General features: G+C 59.5%; 23 protein-coding genes. 10 read left to right on the top strand and 13 right to left on the bottom strand.

Going from position 1 to position 26,148, the window contains the following annotated elements; genetic code table 11:
• Nucleotides 1–108 precede the first annotated feature (108 nt).
• The 5 genes from CUN63_RS06680 to CUN63_RS06700 all read right to left on the bottom strand — a co-directional run bounded on the left by CUN63_RS06680 (nt 109) and on the right by CUN63_RS06700 (nt 5,756).
• Nucleotides 109–609 (bottom strand): CS1 type fimbrial major subunit, encoded by a 501-nt coding sequence (locus CUN63_RS06680; RefSeq protein WP_129438105.1) that lies wholly within the window; start codon nt 607–609, stop codon nt 109–111.
• Between the two features lie 33 nt (nt 610–642).
• Nucleotides 643–1,386: a molecular chaperone gene (locus tag CUN63_RS06685; protein ID WP_129438107.1), complete on the bottom strand. Its 744-nt coding sequence runs from the start codon at nt 1,384–1,386 to the stop codon at nt 643–645.
• A gap of 42 nt (nt 1,387–1,428) precedes the next feature.
• Nucleotides 1,429–2,646, bottom strand: coding sequence for a hypothetical protein (locus CUN63_RS06690; protein WP_129438109.1), 1,218 nt, complete (start codon nt 2,644–2,646; stop codon nt 1,429–1,431).
• A gap of 4 nt (nt 2,647–2,650) precedes the next feature.
• Complete coding sequence (locus tag CUN63_RS06695) at nt 2,651–5,176, bottom strand: CS1-pili formation C-terminal domain-containing protein (RefSeq protein ID WP_129438111.1); 2,526 nt, start codon at nt 5,174–5,176, stop codon at nt 2,651–2,653.
• Between the two features lie 85 nt (nt 5,177–5,261).
• Nucleotides 5,262–5,756, bottom strand: coding sequence for a CS1 type fimbrial major subunit (locus CUN63_RS06700; RefSeq protein ID WP_129438113.1), 495 nt, complete (start codon nt 5,754–5,756; stop codon nt 5,262–5,264).
• A 515-nt stretch (nt 5,757–6,271) separates the two neighbouring features.
• Between CUN63_RS06700 and CUN63_RS06705 the strand changes: the two genes are divergently transcribed.
• The gene (locus tag CUN63_RS06705) at nt 6,272–6,853 is read left to right on the top strand and encodes a PadR family transcriptional regulator (RefSeq protein WP_129438115.1); all 582 of its coding nucleotides are present in this window, start codon (nt 6,272–6,274) and stop codon (nt 6,851–6,853) included.
• Nucleotides 6,850–7,635 (top strand): siderophore-interacting protein, encoded by a 786-nt coding sequence (locus CUN63_RS06710; protein ID WP_129438117.1) that lies wholly within the window; start codon nt 6,850–6,852, stop codon nt 7,633–7,635. Before CUN63_RS06705 ends, CUN63_RS06710 begins: the two co-directional genes overlap by 4 nt.
• An 89-nt stretch (nt 7,636–7,724) precedes the next feature.
• On the opposite strand, the gene CUN63_RS06715 is transcribed toward CUN63_RS06710, so the two are convergent.
• Nucleotides 7,725–8,375: a Pr6Pr family membrane protein gene (locus tag CUN63_RS06715; protein WP_129438120.1), complete on the bottom strand. Its 651-nt coding sequence runs from the start codon at nt 8,373–8,375 to the stop codon at nt 7,725–7,727.
• Nucleotides 8,376–8,377: 2 nt separating this feature from the next.
• Nucleotides 8,378–8,608 (bottom strand): VF530 family DNA-binding protein, encoded by a 231-nt coding sequence (locus tag CUN63_RS06720; RefSeq protein WP_007944895.1) that lies wholly within the window; start codon nt 8,606–8,608, stop codon nt 8,378–8,380.
• Between the two features lie 362 nt (nt 8,609–8,970).
• Between CUN63_RS06720 and CUN63_RS06725 the strand changes: the two genes are divergently transcribed.
• Nucleotides 8,971–10,353, top strand: a complete 1,383-nt coding sequence (locus tag CUN63_RS06725) for a carbohydrate porin (RefSeq protein ID WP_165353235.1) — start codon at nt 8,971–8,973, stop codon at nt 10,351–10,353.
• Between the two features lie 211 nt (nt 10,354–10,564).
• Nucleotides 10,565–12,976 carry a glucose/quinate/shikimate family membrane-bound PQQ-dependent dehydrogenase gene (locus tag CUN63_RS06735; RefSeq protein ID WP_129438122.1) on the top strand — a complete coding sequence of 804 codons (2,412 nt, stop codon included), beginning with the start codon at nt 10,565–10,567 and terminating at the stop codon, nt 12,974–12,976.
• Between the two features lie 154 nt (nt 12,977–13,130).
• On the opposite strand, the gene CUN63_RS06740 is transcribed toward CUN63_RS06735, so the two are convergent.
• The 4 genes from CUN63_RS06740 to CUN63_RS06755 are packed head-to-tail and all read right to left on the bottom strand — an operon-like array spanning nt 13,131 to nt 17,435.
• On the bottom strand, nt 13,131–13,550 hold the full coding sequence (locus CUN63_RS06740; protein ID WP_129438124.1) for a group 1 truncated hemoglobin: 420 nt from the start codon (nt 13,548–13,550) through the stop codon (nt 13,131–13,133).
• Nucleotides 13,550–14,413: a DUF3034 family protein gene (locus tag CUN63_RS06745; protein WP_129438126.1), complete on the bottom strand. Its 864-nt coding sequence runs from the start codon at nt 14,411–14,413 to the stop codon at nt 13,550–13,552. Before CUN63_RS06745 ends, CUN63_RS06740 begins: the two co-directional genes overlap by 1 nt.
• Before the next feature lie 3 nt (nt 14,414–14,416).
• Nucleotides 14,417–16,774 (bottom strand): bifunctional diguanylate cyclase/phosphodiesterase, encoded by a 2,358-nt coding sequence (locus CUN63_RS06750; protein ID WP_129438128.1) that lies wholly within the window; start codon nt 16,772–16,774, stop codon nt 14,417–14,419.
• Nucleotides 16,758–17,435: a methylamine utilization protein gene (locus CUN63_RS06755; RefSeq protein ID WP_129438130.1), complete on the bottom strand. Its 678-nt coding sequence runs from the start codon at nt 17,433–17,435 to the stop codon at nt 16,758–16,760. The genes CUN63_RS06750 and CUN63_RS06755 overlap by 17 nt, the downstream gene beginning before the upstream one ends.
• Before the next feature lie 332 nt (nt 17,436–17,767).
• On the opposite strand from CUN63_RS06755, the gene lon reads away from it, so the two are divergent.
• The 5 genes from lon (at nt 17,768) to cmoB (ending at nt 23,307) form a co-directional block, all read left to right on the top strand.
• Nucleotides 17,768–20,185, top strand: a complete 2,418-nt coding sequence (lon, locus tag CUN63_RS06760; protein WP_129438132.1) for an endopeptidase La — start codon at nt 17,768–17,770, stop codon at nt 20,183–20,185.
• Between the two features lie 205 nt (nt 20,186–20,390).
• Nucleotides 20,391–20,783 carry a protease inhibitor I42 family protein gene (locus CUN63_RS06765; RefSeq protein WP_123368345.1) on the top strand — a complete coding sequence of 131 codons (393 nt, stop codon included), beginning with the start codon at nt 20,391–20,393 and terminating at the stop codon, nt 20,781–20,783.
• 2 nt (nt 20,784–20,785) lie between these two features.
• Nucleotides 20,786–21,421 (top strand): lysoplasmalogenase, encoded by a 636-nt coding sequence (locus CUN63_RS06770; protein ID WP_178082657.1) that lies wholly within the window; start codon nt 20,786–20,788, stop codon nt 21,419–21,421.
• Between the two features lie 189 nt (nt 21,422–21,610).
• Nucleotides 21,611–22,354: a carboxy-S-adenosyl-L-methionine synthase CmoA gene (gene cmoA / locus CUN63_RS06775; protein WP_054045323.1), complete on the top strand. Its 744-nt coding sequence runs from the start codon at nt 21,611–21,613 to the stop codon at nt 22,352–22,354.
• A complete protein-coding gene (gene cmoB / locus CUN63_RS06780) occupies nt 22,351–23,307 on the top strand; it encodes a tRNA 5-methoxyuridine(34)/uridine 5-oxyacetic acid(34) synthase CmoB (RefSeq protein ID WP_095131608.1) in 957 nt (318 codons plus the stop codon). The genes cmoA and cmoB overlap by 4 nt, the downstream gene beginning before the upstream one ends.
• Nucleotides 23,308–23,456: 149 nt before the next feature.
• Here the strand turns inward: cmoB and tadA are convergent, their stop codons facing one another.
• Together tadA and CUN63_RS06790 are read right to left on the bottom strand one after the other, a co-directional pair.
• On the bottom strand, nt 23,457–23,954 hold the full coding sequence (gene tadA, locus CUN63_RS06785; RefSeq protein ID WP_129438136.1) for a tRNA adenosine(34) deaminase TadA: 498 nt from the start codon (nt 23,952–23,954) through the stop codon (nt 23,457–23,459).
• On the bottom strand, nt 23,954–25,330 hold the full coding sequence (locus CUN63_RS06790) for a multicopper oxidase family protein (RefSeq protein ID WP_129438138.1): 1,377 nt from the start codon (nt 25,328–25,330) through the stop codon (nt 23,954–23,956). The genes tadA and CUN63_RS06790 overlap by 1 nt, the downstream gene beginning before the upstream one ends.
• A gap of 402 nt (nt 25,331–25,732) precedes the next feature.
• Between CUN63_RS06790 and CUN63_RS31665 the strand changes: the two genes are divergently transcribed.
• Nucleotides 25,733–26,148 (top strand): hypothetical protein (locus tag CUN63_RS31665; protein WP_165353236.1); only part of this gene is annotated, 416 nt, incomplete at its 3' end.

The following is a 26,148-nucleotide window of genomic DNA, read 5'->3' on the forward strand; positions in this document are numbered from 1 at the left end:
TTGATTGACCCTACGCCAGCGCCGAGTCTTATCACTCGGCGCTGCTTCTCGATCGACACACTGCTCAGCCCACTTCCGAATCCCAGATCTCGAGGCGCCTGTTTCAGCTCACTCCCCCGGCGCCCTGGCGCTGAACAACAACAGTACGTTGCCGTTGTAATCCCCCGGGAGGTATCCCCCGGACGGCATCACCGGATCGATTTCCAGCAACACCCGCTTGCCTGCCGCCGCGTCAGCCGCCGACACCACCAGCCGTGGAGAAAGGTCCGGGCTCAACTCCACCCCGTTGAAACTGACCCGTAACACAATGTTGTCAACCGGCCTGCCGTTCGACAGGTAGGGGGCGGCCTCCAGGCGCGCTTCAATGGCGCTGGTGTCATGCCGCACATCGAAGTGCTTGCGCACGCTGCTCAGGGTCGATGTCGAGGGGTTCCAGATCAACCGCTGGGGCCGGTGAATCCAGTCCGGTTCGGCCGGACTCAGGTAGAACGAGCGCGTCGGGATGCTCAAGGACACCTCGAAGGTGTGCTCTTCCCGGGCAGCCCATGTCAAAGAGCCCATCAGTGCGGTCATTGCCGTCAGCGCGACGGCGGCGCATTGCTTGATCATGTTCGATACCCGTTGTGTCGATGGAAAGCCGGCCTATCGGCTGGCAATCTTCAGGACTTTTTTACTGTCGCCTTCGATCAGGTTGAAACGGTATTCACGCCCCTTTTCCTTGTCGAAGCCAAATGCCTTGCCGGCCATTACGTGGTGTTTGGTGGTCGCGCCACAGTCACTCTCGTTACTCAATGAGCAGCTTTTGAATTCATCGACGATCACCACGGTGTTGCCATTATTTTTCAACTCGTAGCGGCTGGCAGTGTCATTGATGGCGGTCTCGAAACGAGCATCTTTGGGGCGCACGAAAAAGACTGTGCCGAACCCGGTCATCACGTTGACCCCGGCCGACAGGTTCTTTTTGTAGTCTTCGCGCTCTTCGCTTGAGACGGCGAATTCATCTTCCTTCTCCGGTACCACTGGCAAGAAACGCACACGGAAGTAGCGCTCGCGGTCTCGCTCGCCCATGTACAACAGACGCGTGCCCTGCATGCCCTGGGCCGGCACGATCAGCCGCGCCGGGCTGGCCATCACACCGTTGCGCGAGGCACCGTCCACGGCAGCCTCGACCGGAATTTCCTTGGGCGCGCCATCGGCGTCGTAGACGATTTCCAGCACGTTGACCTTGACGAAAGCGGTGGCATCGCCGCTGTTGAATACCCGTTTGAGGTAGGTACTTTTATCCGCATCCAGATAGTCATACACGGTGCCGACATTGATCTGCGGACCGGCGTTGGCCGTCCCGCAAAACACACTGAGCACCCACAGCAAAAACACACGGTTCATCGTCTTTAATCCCATAAGAAAAAAGTGGCCAGGCTCGGACGGTCAAACTTCCGAGTCCCAGATAATGGTGATGTTGCCGCTGAACGTGTCGCTCAGGCCGGGCCGCAGCAGAAAATCGATGGCGTCCTTGGGCATCTCGAAACGTAGCGAGCCGGCCTTGCGATTCACATAGATCCCTGGTTGAAAGACTGATGACCAGGTGTTGTAGCGCAGCTTGTGGAGCTTGACCGGCCCCGGCCCGCCCGGCCCGATGATTCCGTCGGGCAAGGTGAGGTAGGTTTCCACTTCGGTGGTATTGCCTTTGGGGCTGAACAGCTTGCAGCGGGTGCCGCCGGTCGAGTTGCATAGCATCATGACTTTGAAGCGCGACGACGCCGACAGATAAAACAGCTGGTCGCGGTAGATCCTGTTCGGTTTGCGACCACCTTCAATCCAGCGTTGCCACCCGCCCTCGGGTTCCAGCGATACTTTGTTGCCGCCCGGTGGCAGGTCAACCTTCAGGGTGTGCTGTACGTCGAGGACGAAATCCAGGGTCAGGTTGGCATCGTCCGGATGCATCACTGCCCCCAGATCGAAATCGGCGCCGGGGCCCAGGGTGTAGGGAATCGAGCCTGTGTACAGCCCGCTCGACATATCCAAAGGATTGGGGGTGCGCAGTTCATAGGCGATATCGAGGGTGTCAAAGTACATGGAGGGAATGAAGTAAGCGGCCACCTTGACACAAGATGCTTCCACGGGCGTTTTCCAGAAAAACCGATAACTCGTGGGGCTGTAAGCCCCAACACCGCTGTATTGACAGGGTGCCGGTGCGTAGACCCAACTGTTGCTGGTCCATAGCTTTTGATGACCTTCGAGGCTGTCGGTCACCCCCACCAGACTGGCCGCTGAATCGCTCAAAATGAACCTGGAGCCAACACCGGTGATGCGCACTTCAACAGTCTCCGTTTCATGGGTCTCGGCATTGGTCACCGTCAGCTGTCGCCAGTTGGCCGGCACCTTCAATGGGATACCTTCGCCGACCCCGATGAAACGGCTGGCGTTGAACCGGATCGGCAGCTGAATACTGAACATATTGTTGGAAGCGCATTCACCCGGATAGCTCGCGCAGTAACCACTGTTCGGTGTTTTGTTGAGAAATGCATTTTTGTTTGGCTGAGAAGGATCCGGCTGAAACAACGCTCTGATTTCCTGATTCGCCGCCTCAGCCGAAGGCACCGCCAGTGCCATTAACAACCCCAGATAACAGGTAGATTTCTTCATATATTCACCCCGCCTTTTGCTCGTTGGAGGCGACGTCCGCCAGGGTGTCCGGCGTGCAGCGCAGATCACCGATCATCAACACATTGTTCTCACTGCGATGTCGGCTCGCATCGAGACGGAACTGGCACAGCAACTGGTTGCCCTGGCGCACTTCAAGCGTCGGTGAGCCGGCGTTCATTTCCATCGAGAAGAACCCGTCGACTTCCGTCACCCCGCGGCTGGCGTGGTTGATCACGTGATGGCCCTTGAGCGGTCGCCCCTGCGCATCGACCAGCCGGCCGAGCACGGTCAGGGTCTTCATCACCCGCACCTTGCGGTATTCCACCCCGCCCTTGTTCAGGTGATAGCGCGTGCGCGGCGGTTCGATGGTCGCTGCCGGCACGTGATTGCCTTCAAAATCGAAGCTCACCGAACTGTTCTGGTACGCAGTAATCGGGATGAAATTGCGCCCCGGCTTCAACGCCGCGCCGCCGCCGCTGTAATCGTCGGCGCGCAGGGTGATGTCGTCGATGTCTGATTCCACGTCGACAATCATTCCCGCACCACGCATTTCGTAATGGCTGGTCATGAGCATTTGCTCGCCGCCGACAACCAGGGTGCTGTCCAGGCTAAGACCGCCGGTGAAGTTGCCGTTGTAGGACGAACGCTGGACGAAACCGTCGCCATTGACTGCGTCGGTACGAAAGTTGGCAAGGCTCGACACACCCACGCCGTAGGTGTCAGTGAGTGCCGTCACCGAGACGTTTTGCAGCACGTGATCTTTGAGATCCCGGCGCCAGCCGAGGGAACCATTGTTGTCGCGGCTGCCGTCACGGGCCGTGCGCGAACCGATGCTGCCAGTGATCTGCTGGCCCGGCGTGCCCAAGGCCAGGTTAAGGCTCAGGTCTATCCCGCGGTTGCGTGCGTCGCCACTGCTGAAACTGCCCGGGCGATCAAATAACGACAGACGCCAACTCGCATCGCTGCCGAACAACGTAGCGCGCTGGGTCCAACCCAGATCCATACCGATGCCATCGATGTTGCCCTCGCTGTGGGACACCCGTCCGCTGATCGAACTTTTACTGCTGACCCGATGGTTGATCGCCAGGGATGAATTGCTGGTTTCGCCAACGAACACATTACGTTGGCGCACCCGTGTACCGTCTGGCAGGGTTTCGTACAGGTTGGTGGTGTCCAGCCAGCTGCGGTTGTGGCTAAGCACCAGGCTACCGGAGCCATAGTTGTAAAGACTTTGCAGATCGAGACCGGTGCCATGATCCTGAGTCTGATACACGTTGGCATACAGACTGATGTGATTGGCCAGGGTCCAGTCGATGGAACTGCCGTATTGCAGTTTTTCGCGAATCTGCCGCGCCGATAGCCCGAGAATTACCCGTGGGTGCATCAGGTAATTGACCGACGCCCCTGCCGTCGGACTGCCACTGGACTGCTGGTTCCAGTTACTGAGCAGTTTGCTTTCTTCACCGACAAACAGGTTGTAGCGCCAGCGCTCATCGAGGTTGCGCCAGTTGCTGGGCTTGTACACCAGCTCCTGGGTAGTGGAGGTGATCTGGCCATCTTCGATCAGGCGCACTTCCACTTCGTAGATCCCGCCTGGCAGCGGCCGGGTATCGAGGGTTTGCAATCCCGCGGGCACTGACTGTGTGTTGATCAACAGACCGTCGCGATAGATCTCCACCGACCCTTGGCGATTGGCCGTGACATAAATAGGGTAGACGCTGGGCATCGGACTGTTGATCGCCAGGCTGTCAGAGCTGCCGAACATGACGCCGACAGCGGTATCGGGGCTGGTGCCAAACGTACGAGGTTGGCGGGTCAGCCCTTCGGAACTGGGGGTGAAATAGCCCAGGCGCAGGAAGCTGCCCTGCAGTTCGCGCTGGGTGTAGAGCTCGTGAACCGCGTGATAAAGCTTATCGTCGGGACCGCCGAGGCGGGCCAATTGCATGTTGAACGTCTGGCTCCAGTTGCCCAGGCTCGCGCTGGCTTCAAGGCCATAGCGCCCACCCAGATCCTGATCCTGGCCGCCATTGAGGTTGAGCTGGTTGCGCACCATCAGGCCGCTACTGCCGCCATCCGGCTGCTCGTAATAACGCTTGGTCTCCAGATCGCGCTCGGCGTTTTCGGTGAGGATCGAAACCAACGAGCTTTCCAGGTTGTAGTGCACGGCCAGCACCTGATCCGGACATGACCCCGTGCAATTGCCCAGCGGCACACCCGGCTTGAGATAACTTGCCCATTTTTCCCGTTCAGCGGGGCCGAAACGGTTTTCGCTGGTGTCGGTAAATTCGAGCAGGGTGACACGATCATCGCGAGACAACACCACCATGGCCTCTCCCAGAGGCTGTTGATCGAGTTCTACCCGGACAGCCAGAGGCACATCAAAGAAATGCTCCTCGAAATCCGCCGGAAGACCTTTGGCCTGCGCCAGTAGACTTCGCGGTGTCGTACCGGCGGAAGAAACGGGAGCCGCGGCTGCACTGGCGCAAAACAACAGCGCAAGCGCAGCCGCGATGGGGGTCATCGGGAACATGAACTCTTACTCTGATTACGATCAAGTTGAAGTCCGACGGGACAAACAATGCTGTTTGCCCTGTCGGTTTGCGCGACTTTGAAAGTTAGCGCGAGCCGCCCACGGGAGGGACAGCGTCGAAGGTCATTGCCACGACACCGGTGTAGTCGCCCGGCTGGAAGGTCGTACCTACCGCACTGATTTTCAGCGGTGCGCGGAAGTTCACGTCAGACTCGGCTTCACCTACAACCAGTTGCGGGGTCAAGTTGAGTTCCTTGTTATTGAGCTCGACTTTCAAATCAATGGTATCGGAGCCAGAAATCAGTTTTGGCGCGCTTTCCAGGCTGGCGTGAACCGAACCGTTGTTGTTGCGCACATCGAAGAACCCATTAACCTCTCTCATTTTGCCGCTGCTCGGCTGAAAGCTCATGTCCTGATCCTTGTTAACCAGGTCAGGGTCAGTCGGCACCACGTAGAAACCGTTAGTCGGCACGTGGGCGACGATGTTGATGGAGTGAGCAGCTTCACCTGCGGCAAATGCCCCGGAGGAACCCAGCGCCAAAATAGCCAATGGGGCAGCGATTGCGATTTTCTTGAACATTGTTAAGTACCTGTTTTCTTTATGGAATCGGTTCATTGAAAGTTAAAAACTGCTTACCCGCAACAGGTCGCTTTGTTTGAACTTCCAACGCCGAAACATCTTCGACTTCTTGTTCCGGAAAGTAAGCAGGCAACTTCCCATGAGCGCGTAGTTAAACAACCTCATGAGCAGAAGGAAAAAGAAACAAAAAACTCAAATACCAAATAGTGGCTGTAAGTTACAGCCTACATACAGTTTTACTAAAAAAACCATACAGCGGCTTCGCCTAGACAACAATGGACTTGCAGGATTTTTAGAGCATAAGTTCAACTATTATTAGAGCAACAGCTTTAACTATTAAACAATTCCTGTATCGGCGACAAAATCAGCTTATGTACGGTGATATTTCCTGGTGATTTGCATCATTGACCGCGCCGACCGCCCGTCGGCACCGATCAGCCCCTTGTAAAAAACGTCTTGCCCTGCGCTTAAGATATATCTTAAGTTGTATCTAAATACGACGAGAGCAGCGAAAAATGAGAGACCATCATTCCCAACACCGCGACCATAACGACGGCCGCGACGGCTTCGAAAAACGCCCAGGCCCCGGCCGCGAACGGGGTGGCCGAGGCCCGCGGGTTTTCGCCCCAGGCGATCTGAAACTGCTGCTGCTGGCGCTGATCGCCGAGCAGCCGTGCCACGGCTATGACCTGATCCGCCAGATCGAAAGCATGTTCGACGGCGCCTACAGCCCCAGCCCCGGTGTGATCTACCCGACCCTGACCTTCCTTGAAGAAAGCGAGATGATCCTGGGCGACGCCGAGGGCGGGAAAAAACGCTATAGCATCACCGACGCCGGACGTCTGTCGTTAAGCGAACAGGCGATCGCACTGGATGGTGTGCGGATGCGCATCGAAGTCAGCAAGCGCTCATTGCGCGGCCATGACCGCCCCGCCGAGATTCACGAAGCAGTGCACAACTTGCGTCATGCCCTGCAGATGCATCACGGCCGCTGGAGCCCGGAAGAAATCCTGCGAGTGCGCGACCTGCTTAACAACACCGCCAAAGCCATCGTCGATGGCCCTGTCGTTCAACCCGCTCAGGAGCAAGCCGAATGACTGAAGTGATCGTACAAACCATTCACCGTGTCAGCCACGAGATCAAACGCCGTCGTCTGGAAGTGTTGCGGGTGGTCGACCTGACGCCGCGCATGCGCCGCATAACGCTGGGCGGCCCGGAGCTGGCAGGCTTCGTCAGCCTCGGCACGGACGACCACGTCAAACTGCTGTTCCCACAGAATGAAGCGCAGCAGGCGGCGCTGGAAACCCTGGTACTCGGTGCCGGCAAAGACAACGGCCCGATGCCCGCCATGCGTGATTACACCCCTCGGCGCATTGACCTCGACGCACTGGAACTGGACATCGACTTCGTACTGCACGGTGACGGCCCCGCCTCGACCTGGGCCGAACAGGCCAAACCCGGCCAGTTCCTGCACATCGGCGGGCCACGGGGTTCGATGATCGTGCCGGACATTTTCGACAGCTACCTGCTGATCGGCGATGAGACGGCCATCCCCGCGATTGCTCGTCGACTGGAAGGCCTGGCGGCCAATCGCCGGGCACTGGTGATCATCGAAGTGGAGAACGGTGCCGAGCAGCAAAAACTCGACAGCGTGGCGCAGGTCAATGTGATCTGGGTACTGCGCGAAGGCGGCAGCAATAACCTGCTGAACACCGTAATGCAGCTGCAGGTGCCCAGCGGCAACCTATACGCCTGGGTGGCGACCGAGAGCAAAGTGTCGCGGCAGATACGTCGGGTATTGCTGGATGAGCACGGGCTTAACGAGCAGTCCGTCAAAGCCGTCGGCTACTGGCGGGCGGATGACAGCGACGACGAGTGAAACCTTAAAAGATCGCAGCCTGCGGCAGCTCCTACAGGGTGTACGACGATCCATTGTAGGAGCTGCCGCAGGCTGCGATCCTGGCGATTTTATTGGCGACGACGTCTATCCAGCCCAACCACCAACAACGCTATCGCCACAAAACCCAATAGCAGCCCTCCGGCATTCACGAACACCTGTGAATAACCCAGTTTGCCGACATCAATGAACGGATAGGGATAAACCGCCAGCAGATGCCCGCGCCACAACGAATACGCGAAATACACCACTGGATAGATCACCCACGCAGCGATATGCCGCAGTCGCAACGTGCCTTTCGGCACACAGCACCACCAATAAGTCAGAAACAGCAGGGGCATGACGTCATGCATCAGCTCATCGGCCAGCCATTGCCAGCCTTGCGGATGCCATAAATGGCGCAACAACACGTTGTACCCCAGGCCGACCACGGCGATGCTCACGGCAATGCCACTACTCACCCACGGCTGCAAAAACCAGCGGCGCGCTGCCGACTCGCGGGACGTCAGCTCACACGTCAGCACGGTCGCCACCAGCGTATTGCTCAGCACGGTGAAATAGCTGAAGAAGCTGATCAGCCCGCCGAGCAGACTGGCCGCCAGCGTCCAGCGTGAGTAGAAAATCAGGTACAACTGAATGCTCAGTCCCGCCCAGCCAAGCACTGCAGCCACGGCGACAACATGACGCCGCGCGGCAGAACCTGGCGTCGGTGGGTTGACCATGTTCAGACCGGGCGCTTGGTGCGCATCAACTTCACGTACAAGCGCTCGACCTTCTCCCGCGCCCACGGGGTTTTGCGCAGAAACGTCAGGCTCGACTTGATGCTCGGATCACTCTTGAAACAGCGGATATCGATGCGCTCGGCCAGCCCCGACCATTCGTAGTGTTCAACCAGCGCGTTGAGGATTTGCTCCAGCGTCACGCCGTGCAGCGGGTTGTTGTTCTGTTCGGTCATGCCGGGCCTTCGAGCGGTGAAAGAATGGGAAGCCGCGCACCTTAGCCGAGGGCTTCGTTGGGGGGAAGCGATCTGTGTGCGGTCAGTTAAATGTAGGTGAAACACAAAAGATCGCAGCCTCGTTTCACTCGACAGCTCCTACATTGGAATGCGTTCACCTGTAGGAGCTGTCGAGTGAAACGAGGCTGCGATCTTTTCCACTGACTGTTACCAAATCCGAAACGCTCCATGTCGTTAAAAGCGCTTTCTCTATTTGTAACAGGACATTATCCTTGCGCCCGTCAAGCTGAAACGCTTCCGCTGCCCGCGACATACTGCCGCTTCAGTTCACCCCCCAGAAAAGACCAAGAATTACTTCCCCTATGCCTTATCTTCAAACTCCGCGAGACAGCGCTGTCCGAACCACTATTGCTGGTCGAAAAGCCCTGAACCTGATTGGCGGACTCACCGCGCTGGGCCTCGCCACTTGCACCCAGGCGGCTCCGGCCTTCGATAGCGAGTCGCCGTGGATGCTCGGCGACTGGAACGGCACGCGCACCGAACTTTCGGAAAAAGGCTACGACTTCAAGGTCGATTACACCGGCGAAATGGGCAGCAATCTGCACGGCGGCTACGACCACGATCGCACCGCTCGCTACAGCGACCAGTTTGGCCTCGGCACCCACATGGACTTGCAGAAGATTCTGGGCTGGGACGACGCCGAATTTCAGCTGACCATCACCGAGCGCAACGGCAATAACATCAGCAACGACCGCATCAATGATCCGCGCGTGGGCGGGTTCACCTCGGCTCAGGAAGTCTGGGGCCGCGGGCAGACATGGCGCCTGACGCAGATGTGGTATCAGCAGAAATTCTTCGATCAAAAGCTCGACATCAAGGTCGGCCGTTTCGGCGAAGGCGAAGACTTCAACAGCTTCCCCTGCGACTTCCAGAACCTCGCGTTCTGCGGCTCGCAGGTGGGCAACTGGGTCGGCGGCATCTGGTACAACTGGCCGGTCAGCCAATGGGCGATGCGGGTCAAATATCACCTGACGCCGGAGTTGTACGCGCAGGTCGGCGCCTACGAGCAAAACCCGTCGAACCTTGATCGCGACAATGGCTTCAAGCTCAGCGGCAGCGGCACCCAGGGCGCGATTCTGCCGGTGGAACTGGTGTGGTCGCCGAAACTCAATGGCCTGCCGGGGGAATACCGCGCTGGCTATTACTACAGCAGTGCCAACGCCACCGACGCTTACAAGGACAGCAACGGTCAGCCGGCAGCCCTGAGCGGCGAGGCTTACCGCAGCGCGTCGAGCAAACACGGTGTGTGGCTCGGTGTGCAGCAGCAATTGACCAGCCGCGCCAGCGACAACTCCCGCGGCCTGAGCGTGTTCGCCAACGGCACAATGCACGACAAGAAGACCAACGCCATCGACAACTATGTCCAGGCGGGCGTCGTCTACAAAGGCTTGTTCGATGCACGCGCCAAGGACGACATCGGTTTCGCCCTGGCCCGCGTCCACGTCAACCCGGCCTATCGCAAGAACGCCGAGGCGACCAATCAGGCCCGCGCGGTCTTCGACTACAACGACCCGTCCTTCCTGCCACCGCAGGACACCGAATACAGCGCCGAACTCTATTACGGCGTGCACGTCACGAACTGGCTGACCGTGCGCCCGAACCTGCAATACATCCGCCACCCCGATGGCGTGGACCAGGTCGATGACGCGCTGATTGGCGGGATCAAGGTCCAGTCGTCGTTCTAAGAATCACGCAAAACCTGTGGGAGCGAGCTTGCTCGCGATGGCGGAGTGTCAGTCGACATCAATGCTGAATGCGAGGCCGCTATCGCGAGCAAGCTCGCCCCCACAGGGAATGCGGCGTCCAAACACTTTTTACATGAACCCTGCCCGCACCGGATCGTCATCTACAGTGAACTTGCGCGGGACTACTTAAAACGTCACGGAGAACCACACTATGAGCACTGATGGTGCTTTGAGTCGAAGCCGTCTGCTGCCGAGCCTGCTCGGTATCCTGCTTCTGCTAATGGGCCTGGCCATGCTGGCCGGGGGGATCAAGCTGAGCATGCTCGGCGGCTCGCTGTATTACCTGCTGGCCGGTATCGGCCTGGCGCTGACCGGGGGGCTGCTGATTGCTGCCCGCCGCTCTGCGCTGGGCCTGTACGCAGTGGTGCTGTTCGCCAGTACCGTCTGGGCCCTGTGGGAAGTCGGCCTCGATTGGTGGCAACTCGTACCGCGTCTGGCGATGTTGTTTGCCATCGGTATCGTCATGCTGCTGCCGTGGGTCCGCCGCCCACTGCATCGCGGTGAATTCAATCCGGTCGGCACAGGTGCCCTGAGCGCTGCGGTGGCGATTGCCGGTGTTGCCGCGCTGGCCAGCCAATTCACCAACCCCGGTGAAATCAAAGGTCAACTGGACCGCGACAGCGTGCCGGGCATGACCAACACCGCCCCGGCCATGCCCGACGGTGACTGGAACTCCTACGGCCGCAGCGCCCATGGCGACCGTTACTCGCCACTGGCACAGATCACCCCGCAGAACGCGAACAAGCTCGTTCCAGCCTGGACCTACCGCACTGGAGACCTGCCAGGGCCGAACGACCCGGGTGAAACCACTGCCGAAAACACCCCGCTGAAAGTCAACGGCATGCTCTACGTCTGCACGCCGCACAGCCAGGTGATCGCGCTGGACCCGGACACCGGCAAGGAAATCTGGCGTTTCGATCCGAAGCTCTCCACGCAAAACGCGGCGAACTTCAAGGGTTGGGCGCACATGACCTGCCGTGGCGTGACGTATCACGATGACGCCACTTACGCCTCCGAGCAAAGCCCGACCGGCACAGCCAACCCTGCGCCGGTCAGCAACGTCTGCCCACGCCGGATCTTCCTGCCGACTGCCGACACCCGTCTGATCGCCCTCGACGCCGACACCGGCAAGATGTGCGAAGACTTCGGCAACAAAGGCCAGGTAGACCTGAGCGCCAACATCGGCGGCTTCAACGCCGGCGGTTACTACTCCACCTCGCCACCAGCCGTGACTAAAGACCTGGTGGTGATTGGCGGCCACGTCACCGACAACGTCTCCACCGACGAGCCAAGCGGCGTGATCCGCGCGTTCGACGTGCACACCGGCAAACTGGTGTGGAACTGGGACAGCGGCAACCCGGACGACACCACACCGATTGCCGAAGGCAAGGTCTACACCCGCAACTCGCCGAACATGTGGTCCATGTTCGCCGTTGACGAAAAACTCGGCATGCTTTACCTGCCGATGGGCAACCAGACCCCGGATCAGTTCGGTGGCGCTCGCACCCCTGAATCGGAATTGCACGCCGCCGGCCTGACCGCCCTCGACATCGCCACCGGTAAAGTGCGCTGGCACTTCCAGTTCACCCACCACGACCTTTGGGACATGGACGTCGGCGGCCAGCCAACCCTGATGGACCTGAAAACCGCAGACGGTGTGAAACCAGCGGTACTCGCGTCCACCAAGCAAGGCAGCATCTACGTGCTGGACCGCAGCACCGGCAAGGCCATCGTGCCGATCAACGAAGTGCCGGTGCCACAAGGCGCTGTTGAAGGTGATCACACCTCGCCAACCCAACCGAAATCCGACCTGAACCTGATGCCACCGCCGCTGAAAGAACGCGACATGTGGGGCGTCACCCCGTTCGACCAACTGATCTGCCGGATCGACTTCAAATCCATGCGCTACGACGGCCCGTTCACGCCGCCATCGCTGCAAGGTTCGATCGTTTATCCAGGCAACTTCGGCGTGTTCGACTGGGGCGGCATCTCGGTTGACCCGGTGCGTCAGATTGCTTTCATGAACCCGGACTACATGGCGTTCAAATCGAAAATGATCCCGGCCGCCGAAATCGCTGCCCAAGGCCCGCGTAAAAGCGAAACCGAAGGCGTGCAGCCGAACAAAGGCGCGCCATACGGCGTCATCCTCGAACCCCTGCTCTCGCCACTGGGCCTGCCGTGCCAGGCACCAGCCTGGGGTTACGTGACAGCGGTCGACCTGACCACCAGCAAAATCATCTGGAAACACAAAAACGGCACCGTGCGCGACAGCTCGCCGGTTCCGATTCCGTTGAGCATGGGCGTGCCTAGCCTGGGCGGTACCTTCGTCACTGCTGGCGGCGTTGGTTTCCTGAGCGGCACCCTCGACCAGTACCTGCGCGCCTACGACGTGAAAAACGGCAAGCAACTGTGGGAAGGCCGCCTGCCAGCAGGCGCGCAAACCACGCCAATGACCTACACCGGCAAGGACGGCAAGCAATACGTGCTCGTTGTTGCGGGCGGTCATGGGTCGCTGGGCACCAAGCAAGGTGACTACGTGATTGCGTACAAACTGTCCGAGTAAGTTTTAGCGGCGGTTAAAGGAAAGGCGACTCCTGTGAGGGGGTCGCCTTTTTTGTGCTGACCGGGCATGAACGCAATCCCTTGTAAGAGCGAAGCTTGCTCGCGAAAGCTTGACCGTGAACAGAGTATCTACAGGGATCGCATGCGAATCGGTGTTATTTCTCAATCACGTCAGGGCGCATGGGTGCCAGTCTGGCGATCAAGCAGTTTTGTACGGGGACGCTGATGCCCTGTTCATCCATCGCGGCGATAAGGTCTTCGACCAGTGCATTGAAGTCGCTGCGGCTGACGTTCTGACCCTTGTGACTCTCGGCCATGCTGTCGCCGGTGTACACACAAGGGCCGCCCGCTTCGACGCAGAACTGTTCGATCAGTTTGTCCCGCAGGCGCTGGATATCAATCTTGCGAAAACGCTCGACGATGCGTTCATCCCTGGCGATTTTCAGCAACATGCCTTCAACAATCCGAGTGATCCCCGGACGCTCGCCGAGGTCGCGGTAGAGGCTGTCGTCCTTGGGCGGTTGCTGTACGCAGGCACTCAACAGCAGCGCCAGAATCAGAGGAGAAATCCGCATCAGAAACTCCCCTGGATCGACAGATACGTGCCGTTCTGGTTATCCAGCGTGGCGATTTCGCCGAGCCGAGCGTAGGCCAACACCACCGAGACATGCTTGTTGGGGAAATAGCCGATAAACAGGTCCGCCCAATCGCTTTCCCCGGAGAACGACAGGTTGTCTGGTTTCTCTCGATACTCAACGCCCACCGCCCAACGCGGATTGAACAGCACCGCGACCGAACCTTCTTTCAACAGGCTGCGCGAGTCGCGACGATCACCGCCAAACCCCAGCAACCCCAACTCGTTCGCACGGCTGTAACGCAAGCTGCCATTGACCAACAGGTTGTAGCCAAACGCTGCGCCCATGAACAAACGACTGGCGGCCAGATAACCTTCGGTATCGCTGTCACGCTTGGCGCCAACCAGGCTGGGGATCAAAAAATCACGCTGATGTTTGTATTCCAGTCCCAACGAAACCTGCGGCAAGTCGTCGTAGATCACGTCGCCAAACAGCCGAACCTTCACCCCAAGCACGTCCTGTCCGAGGCTGTCTTCCGGCAGGTTCAGCTTGTGCACCAACGAACCGAGATCAAAGCGTTGCCGGGCAAAGGACAATTCAACGCGGTTGTCATAGGCCAACGCGAGACCCGCCACATCCAGCCGATAGTCCGGCAGGTTGACGGTGGTGGCGAACGCCGTGGCGCCCCACTCATTCTTTTCGCCATAACCGGCGAGCACCGCCCACGGCGTGATGCCACCGCCCGCCGTACCTTCGAGGCTGCTGGCGCCGCCGGTGGCGATCAGACGACCGTTATCGGCCACGGCGGTTTGCAGGGTCAGGCCGACGAGACAGCCGAGCAACAGGGAAAAACGTGAAGTCATGAATCAATGAACCATGGAAGTTTGAGCGCTCAGGGGCAAAGCCACCCAAGCTTCGAACGCCGCCGCGCTCAGCGGGCGACTGATGAGATAACCCTGCGCCGTGTCGCACTGCCAGCGTTCGAGCAAACGCAGGCTGTGGGCATATTCAACGCCCTCGGCCACCACTTTGAGTCCCAGGTTATGGCTCATTTCGATGGTCGAACGAACGATCACCGCGTCCTCGCTGGTTTCATCCAGATCGCGAACGAAGGACTGATCGATCTTCAACTCTTGCACCGGCAAACGCTTGAGGTGAGCCAGCGATGAGTAACCGGTGCCGAAGTCATCCACCGACAAACTGATGCCGCAATCACGCAACTGATGCAGCACTTTCAGGGCTCGCTCCGGTTCACGCATGACCGCGCTTTCGGTGATTTCGAAAATCAATTGTTCAGCCGGCAAGCGATAAACCCGCAACAGCGCCGAGACCCGCTCGGCCAGGTCATCACTGAGCAAGTCATCGGCAGAAATGTTCAGCGACAGCTGCAAACGCAGGCCCCGGCGATTCCATTCCGAGAGCTGGCGCATGCCTTCGCCGATCACCCAATTAGTCAACGTTTGAATGCTGCCGGTGCGCTCGGCCAAGGGAATGAATTCTGCCGGCGAGACCATGCCAAATTGCGGATGCTGCCAGCGCAGCAAGGCTTCTGCCTGGCGTACATGGCCTTTGCTGATGTCGAGTTTGGGCTGGTAATGCAGCAGGAATTCGCCATTGCTTGCGGCGTGGCGCAAGTCACGGATCAGGGTGATCTGGCGGCGATGTACGAGGTCACGGCCCTGTTCGTAGATTTGCAGGCGACCGGGCAATTGCGCCGCGTCTTTCATCGCAATCGCGGCGCGCTCCAGCAAGGTGTGCGCGCTCAAGCCATCCACGAGATAGGCCGCGATGCCCATACGACACTCAAGCATCAGGTCATGGCCGTTGATGCGTTGGGGCTTGAGCAACAATTGTTGAAGCTGATCGGCCACCGCCACAGCGGCGTCACTGTCCATACCGTCGAGTAACAACAGGAATTCATCGGCAATCAAATGCGCCACGGTATCGCCGGGGCGCAGCGCGACTTGCAGGCGTTCGCCGGTCTGGCGCAGTAGTTGATCGACCGACTCAGGGCCAGCGGTTTCGTTGATCGCCCGCAGGTTATCGATGCCCATGTACACCAGCGCCATCGGTCGTTGTGCGGAGATCGCACTGCCCAAGCGTTCCATCGCCAGCGTGCGATTGGGCAGGCCGGTGAGTGGGTCGTGCAAAGCGTTGTGGGCCAGTTGCAGTTCACGCTCGGCGATGCCGCTTTGCATGGAATTGAACGCCGTGGCGAGCAGGCCCAGTTCATCGCTGCGCTTGAGGCTGACCGGCGTCTGGTAATCGCCCTGACCAATCCGCTCGGCGGCCTCGGCCAGCGCGCGCACCGGTTGCGACACACCACGGGCCAGTAACAAGGCGCCGGCCAGCGAGCCGAGCAACGCCACCAAGGCAATGCCGAGGATCTTTTCATCCAGCGGCGCGAAGGCTTGCATCGCTACATCCAGCGGACTTTGCAACAGCGCGATCACCTGGTTATCGCTGCCTTGCGGAGCACTCGCCAGCATCAACGACTGGCCGAGGAAATTCTGATCGTGAAGCTCACTCAACTGCACCTGGCTGCCCTGCCGACTGCCGAGCATTAATCGCATGAGGCTGTCGTTCATGGCACTGGGCTGGGTGCTAACCAACTCGCCGACGTGCTGGCGATCGACGGTGAGGAACGACACTTCAAGGTTGGTCAGCGACTGCAATTCAGCCGCCCAACTTGCGTCCATGCTGAACCCCATGACCACCCGAGCGATCGGCAGCGGCGCCAGCACCATGGCTTCCACCAACAAATGCGGTTTGCCCTGCAACGGCACGATCACCATGGTCTGTTGCGTGCGTCGGGCTTCTCGCAAGGCTTGGTCGTAGCGGAACGGCGTACCTTCGACGACGTCATCGAGGGTGCTGGCCAGGACCTTGCCGTCCATGCCCAGCAAAATCATGTCGCTGGCATTGATGCGTTTGCCATGGTTGAGCAGCACCGAGGCCATGGTCGCCGCGTCGCCGCTGGCCACCGCTTCGCGAAAACCGAAATCCGCCGCGAGCAACTGCGCGCCGTCGGCCAGCCGTCGGCCCCGCACTTCCAGTAACCGTTCGAATACCCGTGTGCCGACTTCCAATTGCGCACTGGCCTGGCCGCGCACCGCCGAGTTGGTCGCCGCCTTCACGCTGAAGTACAGCGCGCCGACCACCACCAGCAACAGCAGAATCAGGACACAGGCGACCCGCGCCTGAAAGCTACTGCGTAGTTTCATGGGCGGCTCGCTTAAAGGCATCGCCAAAGGCACTCGGTGCCGGCGCGGTCGGGGTTTGCTCGGCCTGGGCCTCTATGGTCAGGGCGAAGGCCTGCGTGAGGCCGGCCGCAGCGATTTTTACTTCGCCGCCGTCGACCGGTTGCATCCCCGAGGCTTGCGGGTGCCAGAGGGTGGCGTGATAAACCCCGGCCGGCGCGTCGAGGGTCAATTGGCCTTGGGCGTCGGTCACTCCGAAACGCGGGTCATCGGTGACATAGACGTAGCCGAGCATCCAGTCGTGAATGTTGCAGCCGAGCACCACCACGCCAGGTTTGTCGAACAGCACCGGGTCGGACGGCGTGCCTTCGTACAGCCGCAGTTCAAAGCGCTTGGCCGGCGAAAACGAATAGACCTGATGGCGGATGTTGTCGCTGTTGGGAAATTTGATCGGCGTGCCGGTGTGCACCGCCAGCACGTGGGGCGCGAATTGCTGACTGCGCTGGTCCATGTCGGCCTTGAGCGCGCCCACCGGCAGACCGACCGGACCTTGCAGGGTGACGACCGCATCGGCCAGGGATTTGCCATTTTGATCATGCATCTGGATTTGCAGCGGCGCGGCATTGGCCAAACCAATGAGACAGAGCGCTGCGGCTATGAATAAAGCAGAAATCAAACGGGCCATGAGGCTTCCAAAAAAGTCAGGGAGTCGAAATGGCCTGCCTTGGCGATAGGATCGTACTGAAGCCCGACACGAAGGGGATGATGCCTGAATTAAGGCTAAGTGCCATCACTGAATAGTACATGACAGATGACCGCTCGTCCGGCCAAAACTTATGCAACAAGTTAGCTTCTGTATAGGTTATCGACCACGAATGAAAAAACTGAAGACGAGACGCACGTCCTATCGGGCAATGACCTGTCAAAATCCTGAACACACCCTGAAATATCCATCGCCATTGAAACCCCCCCCCACCTGCCCCATCTAACACCCATACCCAATTGCGCAGGTGCCCCATGAGCGACCAGCAAGAATTCCCCGAAGACCCGAGCGAATACGCCGACCCAGAGAACGCCGAACACCCCTCCACCGGCAAAGGCCTCGCCCTGCCAGGCCAGAACCTGCCGGACAAGGTCTACATCATCCCGATCCACAACCGCCCGTTCTTCCCGGCCCAAGTGCTGCCGGTCATCGTCAATGAAGAACCGTGGGCCGAAACCCTCGACCTGGTGAGCAAATCCGATCACCACTCCCTGGCCCTGTTCTACATGGACACGCCCCAGGAAGATCCGCGCCATTTTGATACCTCGGCCCTGCCGCTCTACGGCACCCTGGTCAAGGTGCACCACGCCAGTCGCGAAAACGGCAAACTGCAATTCGTCGCCCAAGGCCTGACTCGCGTGCGCATCCGCACCTGGCTCAAACACCATCGCCCGCCGTACCTGGTAGAAGTCGAATACCCGCACCAGCCCACCGAGCCGACCGACGAGGTCAAGGCTTACGGCATGGCGCTGATCAATGCGATCAAGGAACTGCTACCGCTCAACCCGCTGTACAGCGAAGAGCTGAAGAACTACCTCAACCGTTTCAGCCCCAACGACCCATCGCCGCTGACCGACTTCGCCGCCGCACTGACTTCGGCCACCGGCAGCGACCTGCAAGAAGTGCTCGACTGCGTGCCAATGCTCAAGCGCATGGAAAAAGTCCTGCCGATGTTGCGCAAGGAAGTCGAAGTCGCGCGCCTGCAGAAAGAAATCTCCGCCGAAGTTAACCGCAAGATCGGCGAGCATCAGCGCGAGTTCTTCCTTAAGGAACAACTCAAGGTCATCCAGCAAGAGCTGGGCCTGACCAAGGACGACCGCAGCGCCGACATCGAGCAGTTCGAACAGCGCCTGGAAGGCAAGGTTCTGCCCGCTCAGGCGCAAAAACGCGTCGAAGAGGAAATGAACAAGCTGTCGATCCTCGAGACCGGTTCGCCGGAGTACGCGGTCACCCGCAACTACCTCGACTGGGCAACCTCAGTGCCGTGGGGCGTGTACGGCGAGGACAAACTTGACCTCAAGCACGCACGCAAGGTGCTGGACAAACACCATGCCGGCCTCGACGACATCAAGGACCGCATCCTCGAGTTCCTCGCCGTCGGGGCCTACAAAGGCGAGATCAGCGGCTCCATCGTGCTGCTGGTCGGCCCGCCGGGCGTAGGTAAAACCAGTGTCGGTAAATCCATCGCCGAATCCCTCGGTCGGCCGTTCTACCGCTTCAGCCTCGGTGGCATGCGCGACGAAGCCGAGATCAAGGGCCACCGCCGCACCTACATCGGCGCGCAACCGGGCAAACTCGTCCATGCGTTGAAAGATGTCGAAGTGATGAACCCGGTGATCATGCTCGACGAGATCGACAAGATGGGCCAAAGCTACCAGGGCGACCCGGCCTCGGCACTGCTGGAAACCCTCGACCCGGAACAGAACGTCGAATTCCTCGACCACTACCTGGACTTGCGTCTGGACCTGTCGAAAGTGCTGTTCATCTGCACCGCCAACACCCTGGATTCAATTCCCGGCCCGTTGCTGGACCGGATGGAAATTATTCGCCTGTCGGGTTACATCACCGAAGAAAAAATCGCCATCGCCAAACGTCACCTGTGGCCCAAGCAACTGGAAAAGGCCGGCGTGTCCAAAGGCAGCCTGAGCATCAGCGACAGCGCCCTCAAAGCGTTGATCGACGGTTACGCCCGTGAAGCGGGGGTGCGGCAATTGGAAAAACAACTGGGCAAACTGGTGCGCAAAGCCGTTGTGAAACTGATCGACGAGCCGAAAGCGGTGATCAAGCTCGGCCCGAAAGACCTCGAGTCCTCACTCGGCCATCCGGTATTCCGTAACGAGCAAGTGCTGTCCGGTACCGGGGTCATCACCGGGCTGGCCTGGACCAGCATGGGCGGCGCGACCTTGCCGATCGAAGCCACGCGCATTCACACCCTGAATCGTGGCTTCAAACTCACCGGGCAATTGGGCGATGTGATGAAGGAGTCGGCGGAAATCGCCTACAGCTACGTCAGCTCCAACCTGAAGTCGTTTGGCGGTGATCCGAAGTTCTTCGACGAAGCTTTCGTTCACTTGCACGTCCCGGAAGGCGCCACCCCGAAAGACGGCCCGAGTGCCGGCGTGACCATGGCCAGCGCCCTGCTCTCGCTCGCCCGAAACCAGGCGCCTAAAAAAGGCATCGCCATGACCGGCGAACTGACGCTGACCGGGCATGTACTGCCGATTGGCGGCGTGCGCGAAAAGGTAATTGCGGCGCGGCGGCAGAAGATCTTCGAATTGATTCTGCCGGAGCCTAACCGCGGTAGCTTTGAAGAATTGCCGGATTATCTGAAGGAAGGGATTACCGTGCATTTCGCCAAGCGCTTTGCGGATGTGGCGAAGATATTGTTCTGACGGTGATGTAGCGACAATACGACCGCCATCGCGAGCAAGCTCGCTCCCACAGGTTTATCACTGTCCCCTGTGGGAGCGAGCTTGCTCGCGAAGACGTCGGCACTGACGACGCTCAACTCTCGGCCACCTCAGGCGTTGCCGTCACACTTTGTCTCATCTTCAGTTATGCTCGCCGTTCGTCGTGAATGCCGGAGCCACTGACCTTATGTCCCCCACCCGCCTGTTTGTCCCCCTCGCCCTCTCCTTGCTGGCCGCGTGCGCCACGCAACCGAAACAGAACGTGACCGTGGAAAAACAAAGCGAATGCCCGGTAAAACTGCACAGCGGGCAAAACCTGATTCTGACCCTGCCGAGCAACCCGACCACGGGTTATCGCTGGGCTATCCAGGATTCGGCCGGTGGCGTATTGCGCGCGCTCAGCCCCGAGGTCTACAGCAACCCGCAAGACGCGGGGATCGTTGGCAGCGCCGGCCTCTCGACCTGGCGCTTCCAGTCCTTCGCCGCTGGCACGGGCCGTTTGCGCCTGACCTACTCACAACCCTGGGCACCGGAAGTCCCGGCCGTGGAAACCTTCGACTGCGCAATCTCGGTTAACTGATCGTGGGCTGGCTGATTCTGGCGCTGATGGGCGCGGTGACGTTCCTCTACGGCGTCAGCGTGCATGCTGCGTTGCTCTGCCTGCTGGTCAAGCCATTGCCGGTTCTGGCCTTGCTCGGCTGGTTGCATGACGCACCGCCCAGCGAATATCGGCGCTGGATCAGCCTTGGATTGATTTCCTCCCTGCTCGGCGATGTGTTGCTGGCGTGGCCGGTGGATTTGTTTGTGTTTGGTCTTGGGGCGTTTTTGGTCGCCCACTTGGCGTATCTGAAAGCCTACTTGAGCGATTGCCGGCGGTTGGCGCTGTTGCCATTGGTGATTGCCTTGGGTGTTGGCGCGGTACTGTTGGGGATTTTGATTTCCCACGGACTGGGCCCGTTACTGATTCCGGTGATTGTTTACGGGTTGGCCATTAGCGCGATGCTCTGGCGGGCGCTGGCTCGGCTCGGGACCGAAGTGCCCAAACGCTCGGCGCTGCTGGCGGCGGCAGGTGCGGTGGCGTTTGTGTTTTCCGACAGCGTGATTGGCATCAGTCGCTTTGTTGCGCCGTTCGATGCGGCGCCTTATGTGATCATCCTCAGCTATTGGTTGGGGCAATGGGGGATTGCGGCGTCGGCGTTCGGCCAAAAACCGCGCTGAATTCATCGCGAGCAAGCTCGCTCCCACAGGGATAGCGCTGTACTTGTGGGAGCGAGCTTGCTCGCGATAGCGGTGTCACTGAAGAAGCAGACCTTGGATCCTGTCAGGTGGTTTATCAGACAACCCGCGCATCCCCCCGTCAATTTGGCTAAAATGCCAGCCTTTTCCACCTAAGCCGCTGGAACCGCCGTGAGCAAAGAACCCGATCGCCTTTTCGCCCAGCCTTTGGCCCAGGTGCCTGACTTCGCCTTCAACGAGGACGTGGTGCGGGTGTTTCCGGACATGATCAAGCGCTCGGTGCCGGGTTATCCGACCATCGTTGAAAACCTTGGCGTGCTCGCCGCGCAGTTCGCCCAGCCAAACAGCGTGCTTTACGACCTGGGTTCGTCCCTCGGTGCCGTAACCCAGGCCTTGCGCCGACACGTACGCACCGACGGCTGCCGCGTCATCGCTGTGGATAACTCGGCGGCGATGGTCGAACGCTGCCGCGAATACCTCAACGGTCAGGACTCGATGTTCCAGGAGTTGCTGCCGGTCGAAGTGATCGAAGGCGACATCCTGGCCCTCGAATTCCAGCCAGCCTCGGTGGTGGCGCTGAACTTCACCCTGCAATTCATCGCCCCGGAGCAGCGCACCGCGTTGCTCTCGCGTATCCGCCAATCGCTGTTGCCCGGTGGCGCGCTGATTCTGTCGGAGAAGCTGCGCTTCAACGACCTCGAAGAACATGCGCTGCTCACTGACCTGCATGTCGCGTTCAAACGCGCCAACGGCTACAGCGAACTGGAAATCGCCCAGAAGCGCAGCGCCATCGAAAACGTCATGAAGCCCGACAGCCTCGAAGAACACCGCGAGCGCCTGCTGGCCGCCGGGTTCTCGAAAGTCGTGCCGTGGTTCCAGTGTCTTAACTTTGCCTCGTTGATTGCCTTGCCATGATTGATCTGTCCCCCCTCGCCCGCCGTTTGGCCGGCACGCCGCTGGCCGACTGGGCCAACACTCTGCAGCGTCAGCTCGACAAGAAAATGGAAAAGGGTCACGGCGATCTGGAGCGTTGGCAGAGTGCGCTGGACGCCTTACCGAAGATCCAGCCGAGCGAAGTTGATTTGCTCAACGGTCTGACGCTGGACACCGATTGCGACGACGAAACCCGCGCTCAAATGCGCACCGCGCTGATGGGTTTGTCACCCTGGCGCAAAGGGCCGTTCGACCTGTTTGGCGTGCACGTCGACACTGAATGGCGTTCGGACTGGAAGTGGTCGCGGGTTGCACCGCATCTGGATCTGAAGGGTAAACGCATCCTCGATGTCGGCTGCGGCAATGGCTATTACATGTGGCGCATGCTCGGTGCCGGGGCCGACAGTGTGATTGGTGTTGACCCGAACTGGCTGTTCTTCTGTCAGTTCCAGGCGGTGCAGCGTTACCTGTCCGAACCCAATGCCTGGCACCTGCCGTTTCCCTTCGAAGATCTGCCGCCGAATCTGGAAGGCTTTGACACGGTGTTTTCCATGGGCGTGTTTTATCACCGTCGTTCACCGATCGAGCATTTGCTGGCGCTGAAGGATTGCCTGGTCAAGGGCGGTGAATTGGTGCTGGAGACGCTGGTGATCGAGGGCGATCAGCAGCAGGTGCTGGTACCGGAAGACCGTTATGCGCAGATGCGCAACGTGTGGTTCCTGCCGTCGGTACCGGCGCTGGAGCTGTGGCTGCGTCGCGCCGGGTTCACGGATGTTCGCTGTGTGGACGTGAGCGTGACGACGGTCGAGGAACAGCGCGGGACGGAGTGGATGAAGTATCAGTCGTTGAGCGATTTCCTTGACCCGGAAGATCACAGCAAGACGGTTGAAGGGCTGCCGGCGCCGATGCGTGCCGTCATCGTCGCCCGCAAGTAAACCCCCGATCTCCTGACCGAAGGAGATCAACATGTGGGAGCGGCGGTGCGACGATTCGACTTGCTCGCGAAAGCGGTGGATCAGTCGACATGTCTGTTGAATGTTAATCCGCATTCGCGAGCAAGCCCGCTCCCACATTAGTTCGGTGTTTAGTCTGTTGGTTTGGTTCTTCGGGCCTTGAAGAACTCGCTCAACACCGCCCCGCACTCCTCGGCCAACACTCCGCCTTCGTACAGCACCCGGTGATTCAAAAATCCCTGGGTAAAAAACTGCCCCTGACTCTGCACAATCCCGGCCTTCGGCTCCAGCGCCCCATACACCACTCGCGCAATCCGCGAATGCACGATCAGCCCGGCGCACATGCTGCACGGCTCAAGCGTCACGTACAGCGTGCTGCCGGGCAGACGATAGTTGCTGGCGGCCAACGCCGCCGCGCGGATCGCGACCATCTCGGCGTGAGCACTCGGGTCGTTGCCGCTGATTGGGCAGTTGAAACCCCGACCGATGATTTCACCGTCCTGCACCAGCACCGCGCCCACCGGCACTTCACCCAGCGCCGCGCCTTGGGCGGCCAGGGTCAGGGCTTCGCGCATGAAGTCACGATCTCGGCTGCGGTCGATGATTGCGATGGGACGTATCTGACGCATCAGGCCACCTCGATGGCGGCCATCAGGCCGGTTTCCATGTGATCGATCACATGGCAGTGGAACATCCAGATCCCAGGGTTATCCGCCACCAGCGCCACTTGCGCGCGTTCGTTCTTGCCCAGCAAGTAGGTGTCAGTGAAGTACGGTATGACCTTGTGCCGGTTCGAGGCGATGACCTTGAAGCTCATGCCGTGCAGATGAATCGGGTGTTGATACTGAGTCATGTTTTTCAATTCGAAAATGTAGCTCTTGCCCTTCTCGAGCTTGGCAATCGGGCGGTCGGCGCAGGTTTTATCGGTGATGTCCCAGGCCTTGCCGTTGATCTGCCACAGGCTCGGCGGCTTGCCATTGTCGACATTCACCGACACCGAGCCTACCCATTCGAAATTGAAGTTGAGTTTCTCGGCATTGGCCAGGTCCGGCTCGGCCACCGGGTTGGCGGGCAGCGCGGGCGGCCATTCGGTCGGTGCATCGGTGTTCGCCACCGAACGGAACGTGCCAAGGCGAACCGGTCCGTTGCGCAGGGACAGCTCTTCACCGGCCGGCGGTGCCTTGATCGCCAGGCAAATGCGCATGCCCGGGCCGAGCCAGTATTCCTTGCCCAACGGGCGCGGTTCGATGGGGTTACCGTCCAGCGCGTAGATCTGCGCTTCGACGCCAGGGATGTTGAGTCGGTAGGTCAGGGTGTTATCGAGGTTGAGCAGGCGCACCCGGGTGATCTGCCCGGCGGGCAATTCGATCACCGCTTGCGAGACGCCATTGATGGTCGACAGGCGCCCCGCCGTGCCACCACGGGCCGCTTCGCGAGGAATACTGAACGCGACAAAAGCGCCCTCTTCATCGACGTGCCAGCTCTTGAGGCTCACAGTCTTTTCGTACTTGAAGCCGGTAGGCTCGCGCTCTTCGATGATCAACGGGCCGACCAGCCCGCGACCGAGTTCTTCGCTGCTGTTCACATGCGGGTGATACCAGTAGCTGCCGGCGTCGGGCACGCGGAATTTGTAGTCGAAGTATTCGCCCGGCAGCACTGGAAGCTGCGAGACGTAGGGCACGCCGTCCATTTCCAGCGGCAGGCGAATGCCGTGCCAGTGAATGGTGGTCGCCACCGGCAGGTGGTTGATGAAACGTACCCGCAGCCATTCGCCCTGACGCACGCGCAACTCGGTGCCCGGCGCCGACGGGCCGAACGCCCAGGCTTCGGTCTTGTGCCCGGCCACCAGTTCAACGTCCAGCGGTGCGGCGATCAGCTCGTAGTCGTGGCCCGCGTCGGCGTCGGCCATCTTGCCCAACCAGTACCGCGACGCGCCCCCCGCTCCGACACCAACGACAACAAGACCGGCCAGGCCACCGAGGATTTGGCGACGGGTAAAGGACATGAACTCAACTACCTCACGTATCAGCGACTGGCCCGTGGGCCTGTAAAAGGCGAATACGATACACCTGCGGATGAGAAACAGTAAGGGCGACGCGGCGGATGGCCGCACTCAATTCATGGCAGATACCCTGTGGGAGCGAGCTTGCTCCCGTTCGTCTGCGCAGCCGTCGTGAAACCATCCAGCGCGATAAGTCAGATGCAATGCGATTGCAGAATTTGGGGCCGCTTCGCTGATCGTTATTTAGTCGCCATGACTCAGGGAATTACCCTACATCCATTTCCACCTTTCCCGACTTCTTTCCTGATCGATCCCCCGCAAAGTCCCCGCGCCTAATTTTCTGCGCCAGGGATTGCTCATGTTCGACTCCTTTACTCCAGCAACTTCGTATTTTTCGGGGCGTTGATGGAGCACGTCCCCCGCATCGAGCAGGAACTCGACAGTTTCCCGAACACCCTTTCGCTCTATCGCGAACAGCTCAAGTACTGGTTCAACCGGGCCGCCGACAAGGCCAGTCACGCGGCTGATTTGCCTTCGTTGATGGGTATGGAGCGAATCATAAGTTTCGGCAATGCCAGCACTGCGGTGAGCAGTGGCGACGACGATTTTTTCTCCTCCGTGGTGCAATGCCCGAAGGGTGGAGAGCTAGAGATCGAGAGCAAGTTTGAATCGGTTTATGACATTCCCGTGGGGAATATTCAGGTCGATGTGATTGCCAGCGATAGCGGCGAAAAGACGTCGGTCACCCTCGATAAAAACGGCAAGGGAACGTTCACCGGTACACCCGGCAAGTTCTACCGCGTTCACGTTCACCACGAAGT

Origin of the sequence: Pseudomonas sp. ACM7 (assembly GCF_004136015.1) — a bacterium.
Lineage (GTDB): Bacteria > Pseudomonadota > Gammaproteobacteria > Pseudomonadales > Pseudomonadaceae > Aquipseudomonas > Aquipseudomonas frigoris.

Bases quoted from the DNA above. Each gene is read 5' to 3' on its own strand.
- CUN63_RS06750 (WP_129438128.1), bottom strand. From the start codon at position 16,774: ATGAAACTACGCAGTAGCTTTCAGGCGCGGGTCGCCTGTGTCCTGATT.
- CUN63_RS06755 (WP_129438130.1), bottom strand. From the start codon at position 17,435: ATGGCCCGTTTGATTTCTGCTTTATTCATAGCCGCAGCGCTCTGTCTC.
- CUN63_RS06720 (WP_007944895.1), bottom strand. From the start codon at position 8,608: ATGACCGAACAGAACAACAACCCGCTGCACGGCGTGACGCTGGAGCAA.
- CUN63_RS06700 (WP_129438113.1), bottom strand. From the start codon at position 5,756: ATGTTCAAGAAAATCGCAATCGCTGCCCCATTGGCTATTTTGGCGCTG.
- CUN63_RS06715 (WP_129438120.1), bottom strand. From the start codon at position 8,375: ATGGTCAACCCACCGACGCCAGGTTCTGCCGCGCGGCGTCATGTTGTC.
- cmoB (WP_095131608.1), top strand. From the start codon at position 22,351: ATGATTGATCTGTCCCCCCTCGCCCGCCGTTTGGCCGGCACGCCGCTG.
- CUN63_RS06680 (WP_129438105.1), bottom strand. From the start codon at position 609: ATGATCAAGCAATGCGCCGCCGTCGCGCTGACGGCAATGACCGCACTG.
- CUN63_RS06685 (WP_129438107.1), bottom strand. From the start codon at position 1,386: ATGAACCGTGTGTTTTTGCTGTGGGTGCTCAGTGTGTTTTGCGGGACG.
- CUN63_RS06735 (WP_129438122.1), top strand. From the start codon at position 10,565: ATGAGCACTGATGGTGCTTTGAGTCGAAGCCGTCTGCTGCCGAGCCTG.
- CUN63_RS06790 (WP_129438138.1), bottom strand. From the start codon at position 25,330: ATGTCCTTTACCCGTCGCCAAATCCTCGGTGGCCTGGCCGGTCTTGTT.
- CUN63_RS06745 (WP_129438126.1), bottom strand. From the start codon at position 14,413: ATGACTTCACGTTTTTCCCTGTTGCTCGGCTGTCTCGTCGGCCTGACC.
- tadA (WP_129438136.1), bottom strand. From the start codon at position 23,954: ATGCGTCAGATACGTCCCATCGCAATCATCGACCGCAGCCGAGATCGT.
- lon (WP_129438132.1), top strand. From the start codon at position 17,768: ATGAGCGACCAGCAAGAATTCCCCGAAGACCCGAGCGAATACGCCGAC.
- CUN63_RS06725 (WP_165353235.1), top strand. From the start codon at position 8,971: ATGCCTTATCTTCAAACTCCGCGAGACAGCGCTGTCCGAACCACTATT.
- CUN63_RS06765 (WP_123368345.1), top strand. From the start codon at position 20,391: ATGTCCCCCACCCGCCTGTTTGTCCCCCTCGCCCTCTCCTTGCTGGCC.
- CUN63_RS06710 (WP_129438117.1), top strand. From the start codon at position 6,850: ATGACTGAAGTGATCGTACAAACCATTCACCGTGTCAGCCACGAGATC.
- CUN63_RS06695 (WP_129438111.1), bottom strand. From the start codon at position 5,176: ATGTTCCCGATGACCCCCATCGCGGCTGCGCTTGCGCTGTTGTTTTGC.
- CUN63_RS06690 (WP_129438109.1), bottom strand. From the start codon at position 2,646: ATGAAGAAATCTACCTGTTATCTGGGGTTGTTAATGGCACTGGCGGTG.
- CUN63_RS06740 (WP_129438124.1), bottom strand. From the start codon at position 13,550: ATGCGGATTTCTCCTCTGATTCTGGCGCTGCTGTTGAGTGCCTGCGTA.
- CUN63_RS06705 (WP_129438115.1), top strand. From the start codon at position 6,272: ATGAGAGACCATCATTCCCAACACCGCGACCATAACGACGGCCGCGAC.